The sequence below is a fragment of the Actinomyces naeslundii genome (assembly GCF_001956585.1).
Classification (GTDB): Bacteria; Actinomycetota; Actinomycetes; order Actinomycetales; family Actinomycetaceae; genus Actinomyces; species Actinomyces naeslundii.
Window position 1 is genome coordinate 197,086 of the sequence record NZ_MSRR01000009.1, and the last position, 18,513, is coordinate 215,598.

Below are 18,513 nucleotides of genomic sequence, written 5' to 3' on the forward strand. Positions count from 1 at the left end.
CCTTCAAGGTGTGCCGGCCCCATTCCAGGGTCGGCACACCCCTATTTTTCGGCTCGCTCGTCGCCGGCTCTAGCGTCCCGACCCTTCCCTCAACCACGGCTCCTCACCGACCCACGGGTAGGCTGACGGGAGCGCCAACGGTGTGCCGCGCAGGCGACCCTCCGGGGCGCCGTCGGCCCACCTCCCAGCGCTTCCGCCTTGACCTTCGGAAACCTGAGGAAACCCGCCCCGATGAGTGCCGTGCAGATCGCCTGTGTCGTCATCGTCGTGATCGCCACGACGATCGGTATCGCAGTTTTCGCACGCGCCTGTTTCACTATTGCCGCCCGCATGGCCGTGGGCCGCGCGACCGCACCGGAGCGCCTGCGCCCGGTCGGCCGGCGCCTGACGCTCACGCTGGGAGCGCTCGTGGGCCACACCGCCTTCAAGGGCCGCCCCTTCATCAAGGCCGCCCACTGGCTGGTCATGGTCTCCTTCCCACTGCTGTTCCTCACGCTCGTGGCCGGCTACGGACAGGTCCTGGGCGGACCCAGCTTTGCGCTGCCGCTCATCGGGCACGCCGCCTGGTGGGCCTGGGTCGTCGAGCTCATCGCCTGGCTGTCCACGGCTGGGATCGTGGGCCTGACGATCCTGCGCTGGCGCCTGACCCGGGCCGGCCGGGCCGCCCCGCCCTACGCCCCGGACTCCGACGGCGGCAAGCGTCCGCGCACCTCGCGCTTCGCCGGGTCGACGTCGGCCCAGGCGAAGTTCGTCGAGGCCACGATCATCGGGGTAGTTGCCTGCGTGCTGGCCCTGCGGATGCTCGAGCACGCCCACCTGGCCGCCTCCCCCGACCCGGCCGAGCGCGCCCTGGCCTCCTGGACGCACTTCCCGCTGACGGCCTGGACCGGCAGCCTGCTCAGCCCCTTGGGCACCAGTGCCCTGGGCAACGCGATCCTCATTGTCGCCACCATCAAGGTGGTGCTGTCGATGACCTGGTTCGTCGTCGTGGGCCTCCAGCCCTCGATGGGCGTGGCCTGGCACCGGTTCCTGGCGATCCTCAACGTCTACGCGCGCCGCGAGGTGGATGGCTCCAAGGCCTTGGGCCCGCTCCAGCCACTCATGATCGGCGACGAGCCCCTGACCGAGGCCACCATGGACACGCTGGAGGAGGCCATGGAGGCCGCCGACTCCGGCGAGGGCCCCGAGGTCAAGCTGGGCGTGGGCCGCATCGAGGACTTCACTTGGAAGGGCCTGCTGGACTTCTCCACCTGCACCGAGTGCGGCCGCTGCCAGGACCTGTGCCCGGCGTGGAACACCGGCAAGCCCCTGTCCCCCAAGCTGTTCGTCATGGCGCTGCGTGACCACCACGCCGCGGCCGCCCCCTACCTGCGGGCTGCCGGCGCCCTGGGCGTTGAGCCCGATGACGTCACCGAGGAGATGGTGGCCTCTCGCCCCGCCTCTGGGGGGATGGTCGGCAAGGCCCTGGGCATGCACGACGGGCTGGCGCGCGAGACGAACCTGGGTCTGGAGCCGGGCACCGCCCACACCGGCGACGTGCTCGGCGCCCTGCTGGAGGCTAAGGCCGCCCCCACCGAGACGGGCGTGGCCACGCGGCCGGCGCCCCTTGCCGGGGAGGTCATCCCCGCTGATGTCCTGTGGGCCTGCACCACCTGCGGGGCCTGCGTGGACCAGTGCCCGGTGGACATCGAGCACGTGGACCACGTCGTCGACGTGCGCCGCCAGCAGGTGCTCATGGAGTCGGCCTTCCCCAAGGAACTCGGCGGCATGTTCCGCAAGATGGAGTCCAAGGGGAACCCGTGGGGCCTGCCGGCGCGCAAGCGCATGGACTGGGCCAAGAACCTGGACTTCGAGGTGCCGGTCATCGGCGACGACGTCGACAGCGCCGCGGACGTCGACTACCTGTTCTGGGTGGGCTGCGCCGGCGCCTACGAGGACCGGGCCAAGAAGACGACGCGGGCTGTGGCCGAGCTGCTGCACACCGCGGGGGTGAGCTTCGCGGTCCTCGGCGACGCCGAGACCTGCACCGGTGACCCGGCCCGGCGCGCCGGCAACGAGATCCTCTACCAGATGCTCGCCGCGCAGAACGTGGAGACGCTGAGCGAGGTCGGGGCGCAGAGGATCGTGGTGACCTGCGCGCACTGCTTCAACACGATCTCTCGGGAGTACCCGCAGATCGGGGGTCGCTACGAGGTCCTCCACTACACCCAGCTGCTCAACCGCCTCGTGCGCGAGGGCCGGCTGCGCCCCCTGCCTCCGCAAGCCGAGCCCCCGGTGGAGTCGTCGAGCCAGGAGACAGCCGACAAGGCGGCGAGCGCGCCGAGCGTCCCGACGGTCACCTACCACGACGCCTGCTACCTGGGCCGCCACAACCAGGTCTACTCCCCGCCGCGCGAGCTGCTGGAGGCAACCGGCGCGAGCACGGTGGAGATGCCGCGCAGCCGCGAGCGGGGCTTCTGCTGCGGGGGCGGCGGGGCGCGCGCCTTCATGGAGGAGACGATCGGGACGCGGATCGCCGTGGAGCGCTCGCGCGAGGCCATCGGCACCGGCGCACAGGTCATCGCCACCGCCTGCCCCTTCTGCACCACGATGCTCTCCGACGGCGTCGCCTCCGAGGGCGCGGACGTGCGGGTCACCGACGTCGCCACCCTCATGCTGGAGGCCGTGCGCCGCGGCGGGGAGTAGCTGGTCCCCACCCGTCCCGCTCTGTCGGGAGGTCAGCGCTTGCGCGCCCGCAGACCCTCCCAGTACTCCAGACGCTCACGGATACGGCGCTCGTGGCCGTTGGCGGTGGGCTCGTAGAGGGGCCGGCGCTCAACGCCGTCGGGCAGGTAGTCCGCGCCGGAGAAGCCGTCGGTCGTGTCCGGGTCGTACTCGTAGCCCTCGCCGTAGCCGAGCTCCTTCATGAGCCGGGTGGGGGCGTTGAGGATATGGGCCGGCGGCATGAGCGAGCCGGTCTCGCGCGCCAGGCGCGCCGCCCGGCCGTAGCCGCGGTAGACGGCGATCGACTTGGGTGCGGTGGCCAGGTAGACGACTGCCTGCGCGATGGCGAGCTCCCCCTCGGGCGAGCCCAGGCGTTCGTAGGCGTCCCAGGCCGCCAGCGTCATCTGGAGGGCGGCCGGGTCGGCCATACCGACGTCCTCGCTGGCGAAGCGCACCAGTCGGCGCACCACGTAGAGCGGGTCCTCGCCCCCGCCCAGCATCCGCGCCAGCCAGTACAGCGCGGCGTCCGGGTCGGAGCCGCGCATCGACTTGTGCAGGGCGGAGATGAGGTTGTAGTGCTCTTCGCGGGACTTGTCGTACAGGGGCGCCCGGGAGGAGACGACGGCGCGCAGGCCCTCGACGTCGAGCCGCTCCGGGTCGCCCGCTTCCTGCGCGGCGAGGACCTGCTCGACCATGCCCAGCAGGTAGCGGCCGTCGCCGTCGGCCATGGACAGCAGGGCGGTGCGGGCCTCCTCGGTCAGGGCGAGGGCGCGTCCGGTCAGGGACTCGGCGCGCGCCAGCAGCTCGGTCAGGGCGGCCTCGTCCAGGCGGCGCAGGACCATGACCTGGCAGCGCGACAGGAGAGCGCCATTGAGCTCAAAGCTCGGGTTCTCGGTGGTCGCGCCGACCAGGACGACCGTCCCGTCCTCGACGTAGGGCAGGAAGGAGTCCTGCTGGGCGCGGTTGAAGCGGTGGATCTCGTCGACGAACAGGAGCGTTCCCTGTCCGATCTCGCGGCGGCGGGCCGCGGCGGCGAAGACCTTGCGCAGGTCGGCCACCCCGGAGAAGGTCGCCGAGACCTGCTCGAAGACCAGGCCGGTGCGGTCGGCCAGGAGCCGGGCGACCGTCGTCTTACCGCAGCCCGGCGGGCCCCACAGGATGATCGAGGACAGGCGGCCGGAGCCGACCATGCGACCCAGCGGGGCGTCAGTGGCGAGCAGCTGGTCCTGACCGACGACATCGTCGAGCGCCCGCGGGCGCAGCCGGTCGGCCAACGGGCGGGCCGGGTCGTCGACGAGGCCAGAGCCGTCAGGGCCGGCATCGTCGAACAACGAGGGCGAGTCAGGTTCGGGCGCGTAGCGAGCCATGCCCCGAGCGTAGGACCTGACGGAGACATCAATATCCGGCCACCCAGCTGTCCGCCCCACTCCCATTCCCACCGACGCACTGGACCAGTCCGCCAATACCCCCGGACACGCCTCCAGCCGGGTCGACATCACGGAGAAGCCGGCCCTGGCCGCGGGCTCCGGTCCCGCCCTCCTCGCTCTGCTCCTCATCCTGGCGTTCACCGCCACCTCCACGGCCCTCATCGTCCTCGGCCTCGTCGCCGCAGGGACCGATCGGCCGGGAGCCGTGCTGCGCATCGTCGCCAGGAGCGTCGAGCTCCTCATCGCCCTCCCCCTGTTCGACAGCTTCACCATCGTGGTTCCCGTGGAGACCAGCGTGCGCCAGTTCCTCGGCCGCTACATCGGCACCGTGCGCCGTACGGGCCTCGTGCTCGTCCCGCCACTGACCGCCGGCAGGAAGGTCTCCATCAAGGTCCACAACTTCGAGACCAACGAGCTCAAGGTCAACGACCTGGACGGCAACCCCGTCAACATCGCCGCCATCGTCGTGTGGCAGGTGGCCGACACCGCCCGGGCCGTCTTCGCCGTCGAGGCCTACGAGGAGTTCATCAAGACCCAGGCCGAGTCCGCGCTGCGCCACGTGGCCACCACCCACCCCTACGACGAGCCGGGCCCGGGCGAGACCTCGCTGCGCGGCGGCACGGACGTCGTCTCCACCGAGCTGGCAGCCGAGGTCGCGGCCCGGGTGGCGCTGGCCGGCCTGGAGATCGTCGAGGTGCGCATCTCCTCGTTGGCCTACGCCCGAGATCGCCCAGGCGATGCTCCAGCGCCAGCAGGCCGGCGCCGTCATCGCGGCCCGCGAGCAGATCGTCGAGGGTACCGTCACCATGGTCAATCAGGCCCTCAAGCGCCTCGAGGCGGACGACATCGTCACCATGGACGAGGAGCGCCGCGTCCAGATGGTCTCCAACCTCCTGGTGGTGCTCTGCTCCGACCAGCGCACCCAGCCCGTCGTCAACACCGGCTCCCTCTACGCTTGAGCCGTGGCCGGTAAAGAGCGCAAGCAGGCCCTGATCCGGTTGGACCCCGCCGTCCACTCGGCCATCGCCAAGTGGGCGGCGGACGACCTGCGCTCGGTCAACGCGCAGATCGAGGTCCTGCTGCACCGCGCGCTCGACGACGCTGGACGCGGCGTCAAGGCCGCCCCCATGCGCGGGCGGTGTCGGCCGCGTAAGGACGGCGAGGAGGGTGGCAGCAAGAACGGCACCGCCGAGCCGTCCGACGTTGTCGACCCGCCCGCGGACAGTGAGTAGGCGAGGCGGCCCACTGCCGCCGGGACTCGACGGTCGGGCCCGGTCTGCCTCACATTCTGGGTGGGCTGGCCCTGCGCCTAGGCGCGGCGCGACCGGTCCGGCGCCCGCAGGAGCGGCGCCAGCGTGGCCGCCATGACCAGGGTGCCGGCGCGGTTCTTGAGGAAGTCCTCCCACCAGCCGTCCGCCGGCCAGGAGTAGCCCAGGACCAGGATGAAGGCGAAGAACCCCAGCGCCGCCAGGACTGCCGCCCTTCGTGCGCACCCACGGGCGAACAGCCCGAGGCTAACCGCAAGCTCGAAGACGGCCGTGAGCAGGCTCAGCCAGCCGATGTTCGCCATGATGAAGCCCCTCCACAGCTCTGCGAGCCAGGGCCATAGGACCGTGTCGGCGAAGGGCGCGTAGCTGTGCGGCGAGAAGAGCCCGAAGTAGAGGTGGACCAGCGCCCCGCCCAGGAAGGCGACGGCGAAGACCATCCTCACTACCGCGCGGTACCAACTCATGGCTTCGTCGCCTCATCCAACGTCTCGGTCACCTGATCCAACACCGCCGACCCCGCCGCTTCCGGCATCTGACGGCGATGGGTAGCCCCGAAGTGGCGCACATGGGCCCGCAACAGGGCTCGCGCGCGCTCCTCGGCGTCATCACCGGACTCGGCGAGCTGAAGCAGAGCGAGGATCGGCCCGAAGAAGGCCAGCGCCGTGGCCTGCGGGTCGAGACCGCTCCGGAACTCGCCGACGCGGATGAGCCCGGCGAAGATCTCGACCTGGAAGGCGATGGGCTGCTCGATCCAGTAGTGGCGCAAGCGGCGCCCGATCTCGGGGTCGCGGTACTGGCTGACGACGAACAGCCGACGTAGGGCCGCGAGCTCGGGGTCGTGGAGGACGGCGTCGAAGAACCCTTCGGCGACGGCTACCAGCCGATCCTCGCCGATGCCGAGGTAGCCGGGCAGGGCGGCGTCGGGCGAGGCCACCGAGACGCCCAGGGAGGCGGCGACCTCGGCCATGCGCGCGTCGGCCCGGTCGACGAGGGCGTCAAAGATCGCCTGCTTGGAGGCGAAGTGCTTGTAGACCGAGCCCTCGCGCACGCCGACGTCGCGGGCCAGGTCGCGGATGGAAGTGCCGCCCCAGCCGTCCCGGGAGAACCGCTCCAAAGCTGCGTCGAGCAGCCTGTCCCGCGTCGAAGGTGAACGTTCGTTAGCCACACGACTACGATACCGCGCAAACAACACCCCGGCGAGCGACGGACGCCCGCCAACCGCCAGATATGTTGGGTTCATAAGTTGTCATCACAAACGCACACACCCCATTAGTGGAACTACATAATGGTACGTAAAAAATAAGGGTACCACCCATTGATATGGGCACTTATATACCGTATGATAGTTTTGGAGCGAGCGTAAGGAGTTGTGGCGTAAACACGAGCACTAGAGTTAAGTGAAAGGGAAACAATTATGACATTTAGGGCAGTTCGACGCCGCAGCATAACCGCACAGAGAACTAGAATGCATAGATTCCAACAAGACCTGCATGCCCCTAGAAATACAGCACGCCTGGTATCGTCCGCAACAATTATAGGGTCACTCCTAGCCTGGGTAATGCTGATGTCATCATTTCTAGAAATCGCTTATTCAATGATGGAACGCGTCGACAAGGCACTTGATATAGCACGTCAGGCAGCTCCGGCGACTCCGGTTACAAAACTCGAGGATTGCCGAAATATTATTATTGCACTAATTCTCGGTTACATATTACTCGGAGCGGTCGTTATCCCATGCTTTTTCTGGCGCTATTATCGCGCCGCCATCGGCGGTAGAAGAAAAATGAAATATATCACGTTAATTAATTACGCACGCACTCTAGCGGCGTCTACTATTAATAGATTTGGGTGTAGTCGCAAATGATTTTCACCAGAAGAAAGTTCAGTTTCAAAAATAACGCCGCAAGAGGACGGATGGTTTCCCGGATCGCCGCATGCCTTGTTTTAGGTTCGGCGCTTACTGTGGTTTTGTGCCTAATAGCCTCGTCAGCCCTTATATACGTCATTGAGAAGCAAGCGAATTCTCCGTTTTGCAATGAAGAATCTTGCCGAAATAAAGACCCTTATGGAACGAACTGCTACAGTGATCACATGACCGTTAGAACCATTCCCGTTCAGATGGAAGAAGGAGGCGGAACTCTCACCCTCGTGTATTCACCAAAATGTCGTTCTAACTGGGTGAAATGGGAAGGGGAAACCGGAGCCAAGAATAGGCTGACGGTATGGCGTAAAGGATCTCCGGGAGACCCGGTAACGACCGCACGCCGATTCGATGGTGATAATTCTGGGCAAAACACTTGGTCGAACATGATCAGCGCCGAGGGTGACACCTGCGTAAAAATCAAGTTTCAGCAAAGTGGCCAAGAATCTGTAGATACATGCACTGATGGACTTGGGTAGAATGAGATTACTCAAAAACGGGATTATATTATTTCGCTACTTTGGGTGCACTCCAAAACCAAGAAGCGACAATGACTTTCATTGCATTATACTGCCGCCAACAACATCAACAATGCTCAAGGGATATCGATGCAATCAAACGACATAACTCGGCAAACACAGATATTAACTTTTCGCAGGAAACAGCGGCATTCTGAGGATTAGTCATCCTTGTCTCCGAGACCGTCGACCGACGAGCCACAAACTAGTCCTGGAATCAGGAGAGGAAATCATCCTCCCTCGTTACCTTGTTGGTGGTTACCTGCGGTTGAGGCCGGGGGGCTGGGCCAGGGCCACCGACAAGGTAATGGGCCACTGGCGGGCAAGCACGAGAGATGCTTGGCGGGCGCAAGATGCCGGCGGGCGCCGAGCCGGAACTTGGGGAAAACAAGCCTCATCGTCAGGGTGACAGGGGCCCTCCGCCCGAGAGAGACTACGAGGTGAGCGGCCCCACTCCCGACCCGTCCCCCACGAGGCCGCCCGCGACACGACCGGCAGGACCGGAGGTGCCCCAGCACGACGCCTCCGTTCGGAAGGACACCTCCATGACCTTCACCTACTCGATCACCTGCACACTTGACGCCACCGCGGCCTTCCCACCCGTGGCGGGCAGCGAGGAGCAGCGCGCCTACTGGGTCACCCCCACCCTTCTGGCCTGGCCCTTGTCCCTGCTTCCCAGGGGGATGGACCGCGAAGTCGTCGTCACAGACGCCGGCGACCCCGTCCCCGGCTCCGGCCTCGCTCTACGTCTCATCACGGCCCCCGACGGCGGCGCAGCGGCCGTCCACGGCAGCATCCTGGGCGCGGACGGTATGCCCGCTCCGGCGTCCACACCGCTGCGCATCATCGGGAACCTGCCCAGCGAGGTCCTCGCCGCCCACCCCCACCTGGAGGGCTACATCGCCCTGAGCACGACAGATGCCACCGGAACCCCCTTGCTCGACGACGACGCCGTCACCTCCGCCCTGACCGGCCAGGTCGCGATCGCCCAGTACGTCGGCCTTCCGGACCCCACCGAGACCGCCGACATCGGCGGTGCCCGGCTCGACGCCTTCACCGGGGTGCAGACCGCCATTCTCCTGGACCATCTCTACGCCGATGCCGCCACCCGCGCCGAGCTGGGCGTCACCTTCCACGATGGCCGCCCCTCCTTCGCCCTGTGGGCACCCACCGCCCAGGCCGTCACCCTCCTGACCTGGGAGACCGGCGACCCGCTGGGTTCGACGCCGGAGGTTCCCGGCTCACCGCGACGTACCCCGGCCGTGCGCACCGCCGACGGCCGCTGGGTCGTCGGCAACCACCCCGACCAGCCGGCCGACGCCGATGAGCGAGAGACCAGCGGAACCGCGGACGCCCCCATTGCGGCCGGCTGCCAGTACCTGTGGGAGGTGCGGGTCTACGTGCCCTCCACCTTGCAGGTGGAAACCAACATCGTCACCGACCCCTACTCGACGGCGCTGACAACGGACTCGACCCGCTCGGTCGCCGTCGACCTGGCCGACCCGCGTCTGTCCCCCGAGCAGTGGGCCCACGCCCCAGCTCGCCCGGTGCGCAACGACTCGGCCCGCAGCATCTACGAGCTCCACCTGCGGGACTTCTCCGCCGCCGACGAGACCGTCCCGCCCGAGCTGCGCGGCACCTACCGGGCCTTCACCGTGGCTGGCTCCGCGGGCGTGCGCCACCTGGCCGAGCTGGCACAGGCCGGCATGAACACGATCCACCTGCTGCCCACCTTCGACATCGCCACCATCCCCGAGCACCGCGGATCCCAGCGCTCCCCGCGGATCCCCGTCGGGGCGCACCCGGCCTCGGCCGATCAGCAGGCCGCCGTCGCGGAGGTGGCCGACGACGACGCCTACAACTGGGGCTACGACCCCCTCCACTGGGGCGCCCCCGAGGGTTCCTACGCCACTGAGGGCCACCAGGACGGCGGAGCGCGCATCGTGGAGTTCCGCGAGATGGTGGGGGCCCTGCACGACCTGGGGCTCCAGGTGGTTCTCGACCAGGTCTACAACCACACAGCCGCCTGTGGGCAGGACCCGCGCAGCGTCCTGGACCGGGTGGTTCCCGGCTACTACCACCGGCTCGACGCCGTCGGGCGGGTGACGAGCTCGACCTGCTGCGCCAACACGGCCACCGAGAACGCCCTGTGCGAACGCCTCATGGTCGACTCGGTGGTGCGCTGGGTGCGCTGGTACCGGGTCGACGGCTTCCGCTTCGACCTCATGGGCCACCACCCGCGCGCCGTCATGGAGCGCGTGCGGGCGGCCCTGGACGAGCTGACCATGGAGACCGACGGCGTCGACGGCCGCTCCGTCTACCTGTACGGGGAGGGGTGGAACTTCGGGGAGGTCGCGGGCAACGCCCTGTTCGTGCAGGCCACCCAGGGCCAGCTCGACGGCACCGGGATCGGCGCCTTCAACGACCGCCTGCGCGACGCCGTCCACGGCGGCGGCGCCTTCGACCCCGACCACCGCGTCTTCCAGGGCTTCGGCACCGGCCTGCTCACCCAGCCCAGCGGCCTGGACCACCGCAGCTGGAACGATCAGTCGGCGGACCTGGCCCACCGCACCGACCTGGTGCGCCTGGGCCTGGCGGGCAACCTCAAGGACTATGTCATGACGGTCTCCGACGGGACGGTGCGCCGCGGGATCGACCTCATCCACAACGGGGCTCCGGCCGCCTTCGCCTCCCACCCCCAGGAGAACGTCAACTACGTCGACGCCCACGACAACGAGACGCTCTACGACCTCCTGGCCTACAAGCTGCCCCAGGGCATGCCGGTGGCCGAGCGGGTACGGATGAACACGGTGTGCCTGGCCACGGTGACGCTGGCGCAGTCGCCGGCCTTCTGGAGCGCGGGCACCGAGCTGCTGCGCAGCAAGTCCCTGGACCGGGACTCCTACAACTCCGGGGACTGGTTCAACGCCATCGACTTCTCGGGGCAGTTCAACGGCTTCGGCCGGGGCCTGCCACCGGCCAGCCGTAACGAGAGCTCCTGGGCGATCCAGGGGCCGCTGCTGCAGGACGACTGGCTGAGGCCCTCGCCCGAGGAGATCGCAGCGGCCCGATCCCAGGCCCTGGACCTCCTGCGGCTGCGTGCCTCAACACCGCTGTTCAGCCTGGGGTCCACGCGACTCATTCAGGACAAGCTGACCTTCCCGGGCGCAGGCTTCGGGGCGCCGGCCGGGGTCATCGTCATGCTCATCGACGACACCCGGGGCGGGCACGATGTGGACCCCGAGCTCGACGCCGTCCTGGTGGTCATCAACGCCTCAGGGCAGACGCTCACCCAGCCGCTGCCCGAGCTGGTGGGCCGGGACTTCCGCCTCTCCCCCATCCAGGCCGAGGGGGCCGATGAGGTGGTGCGCCGCACCGGCTTCGACCGCGCCAGCGGGACGATCTCGGTGCCGGCGCGCACCGTGGCCGTCCTAGTGCAGCAGAGCCGCTGAGGCAGCGCGTCAGCGCCCGGTAGTGGCTCATCGGGAAAACTGTCACTCTCGGCGACTATTCGCAAGCCTTTGAATCCCTGCTGCAACCAGCAAACCATCTTGACCTGGGCATACGTTCGCGAGCATGGAAGACCGAGGAGCAGATCGACTCTAAAAGTCGCCCACAGTGACACGAGGCGGTACCAGCCGGCTGAATCAGACGGATTCCGCTCACCTTCACGCCCGACCCAGGACGTCGTCGAGGTCGACGACGCCGCCGCGCAGAGCCAGCAGCACCAGCTGGACCCGGTCGCGGCAGCCGGTCTTGGACAGCAGGTGGCTCACGTGGGTCTTGACCGTGGGCATGGACAGCCACTCCCGGTCGCAGATCTCCTGGTTGGTCAGGCCCAGGGCGATGAGCGCCAGGATCTCGCGCTCGCGCTGGGTCAAGGCGGCGACCTGCTGGGAGGCCTCCGCCGCCCGGACCGCCTCGACCGAGTCCTCGGAGGCGTGGCGTCCGGCGCCGGCGTCATTGCCGAGGGTGCCGCTGACCTGGCCGGTGCGCACGGCGGTGAGCAGCCGACGCGTGGGCCCGGGGGAGATGACCGAGTCGCCGTCGTGGACGGTACGGATCGCGGTGATGAGGTCCTGGGGCGGGGTGTTCTTGAGCAGGAAACCGGCCGCACCGGCCTCGATGGCGCCCATGACGTAGCCGTCGGTGTCGAAGGTGGTCAGGATGACGACCCGCCCGGTGATGCCGCGGGCCATGAGCTCGCGGGTGGCGGCCAGACCGTCGAGCCCCGGCATCTGCACGTCGAGCAGGAGAACGTCGACAGGGTCGGCGTCGTTACGCATGAGAGCATCGTTGCCGTCGACAGCCCGCCAGACGACCTCCATATCCGGCTGCGCCCCCAGCAGCATGGCCAGCCCCATGGTGAACAGCGGCTCGTCATCGGCCAGACCCAGGCGGATCACAGGCGCCTCCCCTTCTTGACGTCGACTCATCGGAAGTATCCGCTCTCCGGGTTCAGCCTGTGGGGTTTTGTGTCGACGAAGTGCCGACAGCGCCCTGCGAGGTTCGCCATATCAGATCGATTGGTTCTCACTTCGGGGAGGCGGGGAGCTCTGCCCTCACCCGCCATCCGCCCTCGGGGGTGTGCCCGGCGGTGAAGGAGCCGCCGAGGTCGGTGACCCGGTCGCGCATGCCGATGAGGCCGAAGCCGCGGTGCACAGGACCGTCTTCTCCATCACCGACGTGCGCGTCGGACGCCTGAGGCCCCGGCGGGTGCGGAGCCGGGGTGTTCTCGACGACGAGGGCGACACAGCCCATCTCGGTGCGCAGCAAGACTCTGGTGTCCGCCCCGGGGGCGTGGCGCAGCACGTTGGTCAGCGACTCCTGGACCACCCGGTGGAGGACCTGCGCCGTCGCCGCGGGGATCCGGTCGGTCGGGTCGGTCTCCAGGGTGACGGGAAGTCCTGCGCGCTGCGCCTGACGCACCGGTTCGCGCAGAAGCTCCAGGCGATCCTCATGACCCGACGCCGCCACGCCGTTTCCGGCCAAGGCTCCGATTTCGGCATCGACGGTGCTGCCGGTGGCCCCGGAGCCGGTATCGCTGTCGCTGCTGGTGCGATCGTCAGGGTCAGCACCGGTATCGACGTCGTCGGCAGCGCCGCCGCCGACGTCGGAACGCAGCATGTCGACCAGGGAGCGCACCTCATCAACGGAACGGCGGGAGGTCTCTCCGATGACGGCCAGGGCCTCGTCGGCGGCGGCCGGGTCGGTGGCCAGGATGGCGCGGGCGCCCTCTGCCTGCATCGCGATGACGGTGAGGCTGTGTCCGAGCAGGTCATGGACGTCGCGGGCGATGCGCTGCTGGGTCTCGATGACCGCGAGACGCCGCTCAGCGGCCTGCTGCGCCTCGAGCACCGCGGCCCGTTCGAAGGCCTGGTTGTAGCGGTCACGGCTGCGACGGCGCGCGGCACCGACGAAGGCCGCCACCGAGACCAGCAGCCAGGCGTTGGTGAGAAGGATGAGCCGTCCGGCACCCGCGTGGACCTGGTCACCGATGAGCTCATGCGCCCGCGTCGTCGCGGCGGCCGCCCCCACCAGCTCAAGGACGAGCCCCACCCACCGCCACGGTGCCTCCAGGCGGGACTGCGTTGTCTCCACCGCAATCAAGCCCGTCACGACGAAGAAGATGGAGAAATCGGTGAACACCACGAAGTGCACGCTCAGGCAGATGCCGGCCACGATGACGAAGAACAGCGGGGAGTGACGCCTCACCACCATGGCCAGCGCACAAGCCACCACCAGAAGGAAATAGAGCGCCGGTGCTATGCCCCGAGTGGGCCCGTCTGCCGCCTCCGACCGACCGATGAGAGACAGGAAGAGGAAGGCGAGGGCGATGACGACGTCGGACGCCGTCGTCCACGGACCCGACCGCGAGTAGCGCCAGGCGGCCGGAATCGGACCCGCCTGCGGCAGGTGCCCGGCCGACGTCGGCACGGTCTCCACCGATCCCGCCTGCGCAGCCTCGACGCCTCGACGTTTTCTCATGCCCGAACCGTACCGCCGTGACAGCACGCCCCGGAGGTCCGAGCAGGGATTTCATACCCGGGTATGAACCGCGCCATCCCGACGATTCCAGAAGCAGACCACGGGCTGATGATCGCCCGGACCAGGGCGAGCAGGCTAATCCCATGACTACTTCACACCGCTTCCCACCAGCACCGACCGCACTATCACAGCCTCCGATGACACCCTCCGGCACTCTGGCACCACCGGCCGCCCAGCGACTCCAGACCGCACCCGCCTCGCTCCCCCAGCCGGTCCAAGCGTCCCAGACCCGCCCGGATACAGCACCCGGCATCGTCTCCCCCAGCGTCGCACCCGCCCAGCCGGCTCCCCACTCTCAGGCGGCTGCCCCTCTCGCCGCGGCGGCCGACGACGCCGTCGTCCTGACCCGCGACCTCACCAAGACCTTCGGCCAGCGCACCGTTGTCGAGGGCCTGAACCTCGTGGTACCACGCGGGAGCGTCTACGGCTTCCTCGGCCCCAACGGCTCGGGCAAGTCGACCACGATGAAGATGCTGCTGGGACTGCTGGCGCCCACCCGCGGGCAGATCAGCGTGCTCGGGCGACCCTTCACCCCGGCCACACGCGCCGAGGTCATGTCGCGCACCGGCTCCATGATCGAGAACCCACCCGGCTACGGCCATCTCACGGGCGCGGAGAACATGCGGATCGCGGCGAAGATGCAGGGACTGAGCGACCAGCAGATCAGCCGCGCCCTGGCACTGGTGCGCCTGACCGAGCACAAGGACCGCCTGGTGCGCACCTACTCCATGGGCATGAAACAGCGCCTCGGCATCGCGCTGGCGCTGGCCCGAGAGCCCGAGCTGCTCATCCTCGACGAGCCCACCAACGGCCTGGACCCGGCCGGTATCGAGGAGGTGCGCCGCCTCCTGGTCGAGCTCGCCGGCGAGGGCGTCACCGTCATGGTCTCCAGCCACCTGCTCGACGAGATCGACCGCATGGCCTCCACGCTCGGCATCCTGTCGGCCGGCCGCCTCGTCTTCCAGGGCACGCGCGCCGAGCTCATGGAGCGCTCGGTGCCGGACATCCTCATCGACACCCCGACGCCGCAGGCCGTCCTGAACCCGCAGATCCTGGCTGGGCTCGTACCGGCGCAGGCACTCGCGGCGTCAACAGCGGCCGACTTCCCCAACCCGGCCGCCGTTCCTGTCACCGACACTGTCTCCAGCCCAACGCTGACACCACAGGGCGTACGCATTCCGGGGATGTCGAAGAGCGCCGTCGCCGAGCTCATCAGCCGGCTGGCCGCCGCAGGCGTCGAGCTGCACGAGGTGCGCCGCGAGGCCCAGAGCCTCGAGGACGTCTTCATGGACCTCACCGGCCGGGGAGGTGTGCTGTGATGACCAGCGCAGCACTCTCGTCAGCACCCGCCCTCTCCCAGCCCCCCGCCACAGCCGGGATCGCCGGCTCAGCGAGGCCTGCGCCGTCAGCACACGGCTCCCGCAGTACCCGGACAGCGCCCGGCTTTCTCAGGTCGGTCGGCGTCGAGCTCCTCAAGATGCGCCGGCTGCGAGTGCTGCTGATCACGGTCCTGCTCGTCATCGCGTCGGTGGCGATGAGCAGCATCGACCTGTTCAGCCAGTCGAAAATTCATTCCCTCGCCGACCCGGCCGCCAAGCCGTGGGCGAGCCTCTTGCTGGCCATGGTCCTGTTCAACGCCCTGACGCAGCCGATCTTCGTGGCGGTCCTCGCCAGCCGGCAGACCGATATCGAGCACAGCGGGGCCGGATGGAACCTGGCATCGACGTCGGGCCTGACGCCCGGTGCCCTGTGCCGGGTCAAGCTCGCCGCGCTGACGCTCCTCATTGTTCCCGCGGCCGTCATTCAGAGTGTCGCCCTCATCGCCGTGGCACGGATGGTGGGACTCTCCCTCCCGCTCGACGTCGGCCCCTGGGTCACCTACACGCTTCTGCTCGCCCTGGTCAACACAGCGATGTGCGCCTACCACCTGTGGCTCGCAGCCGTGGTGGAGAACCAGCTGGTCGTCATGAGCGCGGGACTTCTAGGCGGCTTCATCGGCGTCTACATGCTGCTCTCCCCGCCAATGCTGGCGCGGCTGCTGCCTTGGGGCTACTACGCCGTCATCACGCCCGCCAAGGTCTCCATGGTGGACGGCCACGGCGTCCACGAGTACGTCCAGGTCCCCATGGGCTGGATCGTGGGCTTTCTCGTCCTGACCGCCGTCATCTTCACTGCCGCAACCCGCCGGCTCGACCGGATCGAGAGGTGATCCCCATGAACTCTTCCACCATCACCAACGGCACCCTGCCCACTGCAGCCACTGGACCGGTCTCAACCATGACGGCCGCCTCCGCCGGCAAACTGTCACGCCCCGTTGGCCCGGCGGCATCCGGCAGGGAACACGGTGGTTTCGTCTCCCTGCTGATCGCAGAGGCCATCAAGCTCAAGCGCTCCTCGGCATGGGTGGTGGCCGTTCTGGTACCACTGCTGGCCGTCATCACCGGCACCTTCAACCTTTACGGAAACCGAGAGACCATCCCCCAGAACTGGGTGTCCCTCACCTCCCAGATGACGCTCTTCTACTCGATGATGTTCTGCCCGCTGGGGGTGGCCCTGCTGGCCTCCGCCGTGTGGCGGGTGGAGCACCGGGGCACGAGCTGGAACGCAATGCGTACCACCCCCCACTCTCCCACGGCCGTGGCGCTGGCCAAGACCCTGATCATTTTCGTACCCGTGCTGGCAATGCAGGCGATCCTCGTGGTCCTGGCATGGATCTCGGGGTCACTCGTCATGGGGCTGGGACCCGCGATGCCTACGGCCTTCATCGTGTCGGGTTTTCTTGCGGTCGTGGGAGCGGCGCCGCTGGTCGCGGTGCAGTCGCTTCTGAGCATGCTCATGAGATCCTTCGCCGCGCCCGTGGCGGTCGCCTTCGTCGGCTGCGTCGTAGGCTTCGGCTTCGGGGCGAGTCAGAACCCGCTGGTATACGCCGTCCCTCAGGGCATCCTCAGCAAGACCCTGACCCTGGGATCGTCAGCCATGTCGACGGCCGGGAAGCTGGACGCGGCGAGCATGCTTCCTCTCGTGGTCTCCATTGTGGGTCTGGGTGCCGTCCTGTGGGGCCTGCTGGCCCTCGTCTCACGCCGCACCGGCGGCGCGCGCTAGCAGCTCGGCCCAGTGCACCCGCCCAACGCCGTCGAGAACGTATATTTCCATCCAGAACTGCGTTTTCCCGCAGATGACTGAGGGCAGATCTCAGTCATCTGCGGGAAAAGTACGTTCCCGATGAAAAACGCAGTCGCCAACCACACCGCCCGGGAGTCACCCAGTTCCGTGCATCTCCAGGCACTATCCAGTGCGTTTGCTCCACCTGGCAGGCGAATCGTGTCCAAGACAAGGGGCTTATCCGGCGCCGCCCCGACCTCAGCCGGCGATCGCCTGACCGTCGCCTGACCCTCACCCGGCCTTGGTCAGGAAGTTGAGCATGGAGTCGATGTCCTGCTGGACGCGGCCCCAGCGCACGATGTGGGCACCGGTGTCCTCGTAGTGCTCGTAGCCGATGCCGGCGCCGTCGAGCGCCTTCTCGAAGCTCCGCTGGCTGGGCAGGACGACGCTCTCGTAGCGATCGCTCTCAGTGCCGGACACCAGGAAGATGCGCTTGCCACGGTAGCTCTCCACGTGCTCGACCGGGTTGTCGGCGCTCACCCGCACCTGGTCCCACGGGATCCCGTAGATCGTGCCGCCCTTGAGGTCGGTGGCACCGGCGGTGAAGTTCGCCCAGTGGACCACCGCGCCGTCCTGGATGCGCAGGTCGGCCGGCCCCGAGTGGCAGGAGACGGACCCGAAGAGCTCGGGATGCTTCGCGGCGTACTTCAGGGCCCCGAAACCGCCCATGGAGAAGCCGGAGACGGCGCGCCCGGCGGGCTGCGCGATGGTGCTGAAGGTGGCGTCCACCCAGGGGATGAGCTCGTCCACGTGGAAGGTCTCCCAGTTGCGCGGCCCCACGTTGGAGGACTCGGGGTCGGAGTACCAGCCGGCTTTGCCGCCGTCGGGCATGACGACGATGAGGTCGCGTCCCGCGGTGTGGTTGCGGATGTCGTACTTCGCGTCGAAGGTCGAGTAGTCCTCGCCGCCGCCGTGCAGCAGGTAGAGCACCGGGTAGCGGCGCGTGGCGTCGTAGCCGTCGGGCAGCAGCACGTTGACGCGGGGCAGCCAGCCGATCGACGGCGTCACCAGCTTGTAGTACTGCATGCGGCCGCCGTCCTCGTGCTGGGCCACATTGAGGGCGGCCTGCGCCGGGGCCGATCCAGCGACGACGGCGCCGCCCCCTACGAGGGAAGCGGCGGCGAGCCCACCCACGCCCTTGAGCAGGGTGCGCCGGTTGATCCGGCGATCGGCCTGCCGACCGGGCCAGAGGTGGTTCTGCACGTTGGTCTGCGTTGTCTTGGAGCTGAGAGGCATGGCACGTCCTTGGGGTTGTCCACGGTGACGGGGATCTGTCGGAGATGGTGACAAGAGGTGCGGGGCGGACAGCCCGTCCGCCCCGATGCCCTGCCGACCGGCGGGTACCGATCGACCCTTGCGACGACGTCTCATGGCGGCACCGCCATCGGCACCCGCGTGTGAGACTTGCTTCACATCTTACGTCAACCACTCGGTTAATAAAACCCCTCGACGAGACTCATGAAGGA

At 68.0% G+C, this 18,513-nt stretch carries 13 protein-coding genes and 1 pseudogene; 8 read left to right on the top strand and 6 right to left on the bottom strand.

The window, feature by feature from the left end:
* Nucleotides 1-231 precede the first annotated feature (231 nt).
* Nucleotides 232-2,685 (top strand): (Fe-S)-binding protein, encoded by a 2,454-nt coding sequence (locus BKH33_RS05510; RefSeq protein ID WP_076142629.1) that lies wholly within the window; start codon nt 232-234, stop codon nt 2,683-2,685.
* Nucleotides 2,686-2,717: 32 nt separating this feature from the next.
* Here BKH33_RS05510 and BKH33_RS05515 read toward each other — a convergent pair whose 3' ends face one another.
* On the bottom strand, nt 2,718-4,070 hold the full coding sequence (locus tag BKH33_RS05515; RefSeq protein ID WP_043539241.1) for a replication-associated recombination protein A: 1,353 nt from the start codon (nt 4,068-4,070) through the stop codon (nt 2,718-2,720).
* Nucleotides 4,071-4,134: 64 nt separating this feature from the next.
* Between BKH33_RS05515 and BKH33_RS05520 the strand changes: the two are divergent.
* Both BKH33_RS05520 and BKH33_RS05525 read left to right on the top strand, forming a co-directional pair.
* Nucleotides 4,135-5,089, top strand: a pseudogene (locus BKH33_RS05520) (SPFH domain-containing protein).
* Between the two features lie 3 nt (nt 5,090-5,092).
* Nucleotides 5,093-5,362, top strand: a complete 270-nt coding sequence (locus tag BKH33_RS05525; protein WP_003782666.1) for a type II toxin-antitoxin system antitoxin — start codon at nt 5,093-5,095, stop codon at nt 5,360-5,362.
* 77 nt (nt 5,363-5,439) lie between these two features.
* Here the strand turns inward: BKH33_RS05525 and BKH33_RS05530 are convergent, their stop codons facing one another.
* Together BKH33_RS05530 and BKH33_RS05535 are read right to left on the bottom strand one after the other, a co-directional pair.
* Complete coding sequence (locus BKH33_RS05530; protein WP_043539240.1) at nt 5,440-5,862, bottom strand: hypothetical protein; 423 nt, start codon at nt 5,860-5,862, stop codon at nt 5,440-5,442.
* Nucleotides 5,859-6,563, bottom strand: coding sequence for a TetR/AcrR family transcriptional regulator (locus BKH33_RS05535; protein WP_003782674.1), 705 nt, complete (start codon nt 6,561-6,563; stop codon nt 5,859-5,861). The genes BKH33_RS05530 and BKH33_RS05535 overlap by 4 nt, the downstream gene beginning before the upstream one ends.
* A gap of 749 nt (nt 6,564-7,312) precedes the next feature.
* On the opposite strand from BKH33_RS05535, the gene BKH33_RS14375 reads away from it, so the two are divergent.
* Together BKH33_RS14375 and pulA are read left to right on the top strand one after the other, a co-directional pair.
* Entirely contained in the window at nt 7,313-7,798 is a 486-nt protein-coding gene (locus BKH33_RS14375) for a DUF2690 domain-containing protein (protein WP_076142630.1), read from the top strand.
* Between the two features lie 584 nt (nt 7,799-8,382).
* The gene (gene pulA, locus BKH33_RS05545; protein ID WP_043539245.1) at nt 8,383-11,289 is read left to right on the top strand and encodes a pullulanase-type alpha-1,6-glucosidase; all 2,907 of its coding nucleotides are present in this window, start codon (nt 8,383-8,385) and stop codon (nt 11,287-11,289) included.
* A 216-nt stretch (nt 11,290-11,505) separates the two neighbouring features.
* On the opposite strand, the gene BKH33_RS05550 is transcribed toward pulA, so the two are convergent.
* Both BKH33_RS05550 and BKH33_RS05555 read right to left on the bottom strand, forming a co-directional pair.
* Nucleotides 11,506-12,243, bottom strand: coding sequence for a response regulator (locus tag BKH33_RS05550; protein ID WP_003782705.1), 738 nt, complete (start codon nt 12,241-12,243; stop codon nt 11,506-11,508).
* Nucleotides 12,244-12,370: 127 nt separating this feature from the next.
* Nucleotides 12,371-13,825 carry a sensor histidine kinase gene (locus tag BKH33_RS05555; protein WP_167368379.1) on the bottom strand — a complete coding sequence of 485 codons (1,455 nt, stop codon included), beginning with the start codon at nt 13,823-13,825 and terminating at the stop codon, nt 12,371-12,373.
* A 143-nt stretch (nt 13,826-13,968) separates the two neighbouring features.
* On the opposite strand from BKH33_RS05555, the gene BKH33_RS05560 reads away from it, so the two are divergent.
* Genes BKH33_RS05560 through BKH33_RS05570 form a run of 3 tightly spaced genes read left to right on the top strand, consistent with a single transcriptional unit; the run spans nt 13,969 to nt 16,987 of the window.
* Nucleotides 13,969-15,204, top strand: coding sequence for an ABC transporter ATP-binding protein (locus BKH33_RS05560; protein WP_043539236.1), 1,236 nt, complete (start codon nt 13,969-13,971; stop codon nt 15,202-15,204).
* Complete coding sequence (locus tag BKH33_RS05565) at nt 15,204-16,094, top strand: ABC transporter permease (protein WP_171972256.1); 891 nt, start codon at nt 15,204-15,206, stop codon at nt 16,092-16,094. Before BKH33_RS05560 ends, BKH33_RS05565 begins: the two co-directional genes overlap by 1 nt.
* A 5-nt stretch (nt 16,095-16,099) precedes the next feature.
* Complete coding sequence (locus BKH33_RS05570) at nt 16,100-16,987, top strand: ABC transporter permease (RefSeq protein ID WP_003782708.1); 888 nt, start codon at nt 16,100-16,102, stop codon at nt 16,985-16,987.
* 291 nt (nt 16,988-17,278) lie between these two features.
* Here the strand turns inward: BKH33_RS05570 and BKH33_RS05575 are convergent, their stop codons facing one another.
* The gene (locus tag BKH33_RS05575; RefSeq protein WP_003782699.1) at nt 17,279-18,283 is read right to left on the bottom strand and encodes an alpha/beta hydrolase; all 1,005 of its coding nucleotides are present in this window, start codon (nt 18,281-18,283) and stop codon (nt 17,279-17,281) included.
* Nucleotides 18,284-18,513: the final 230 nt, after the last annotated feature.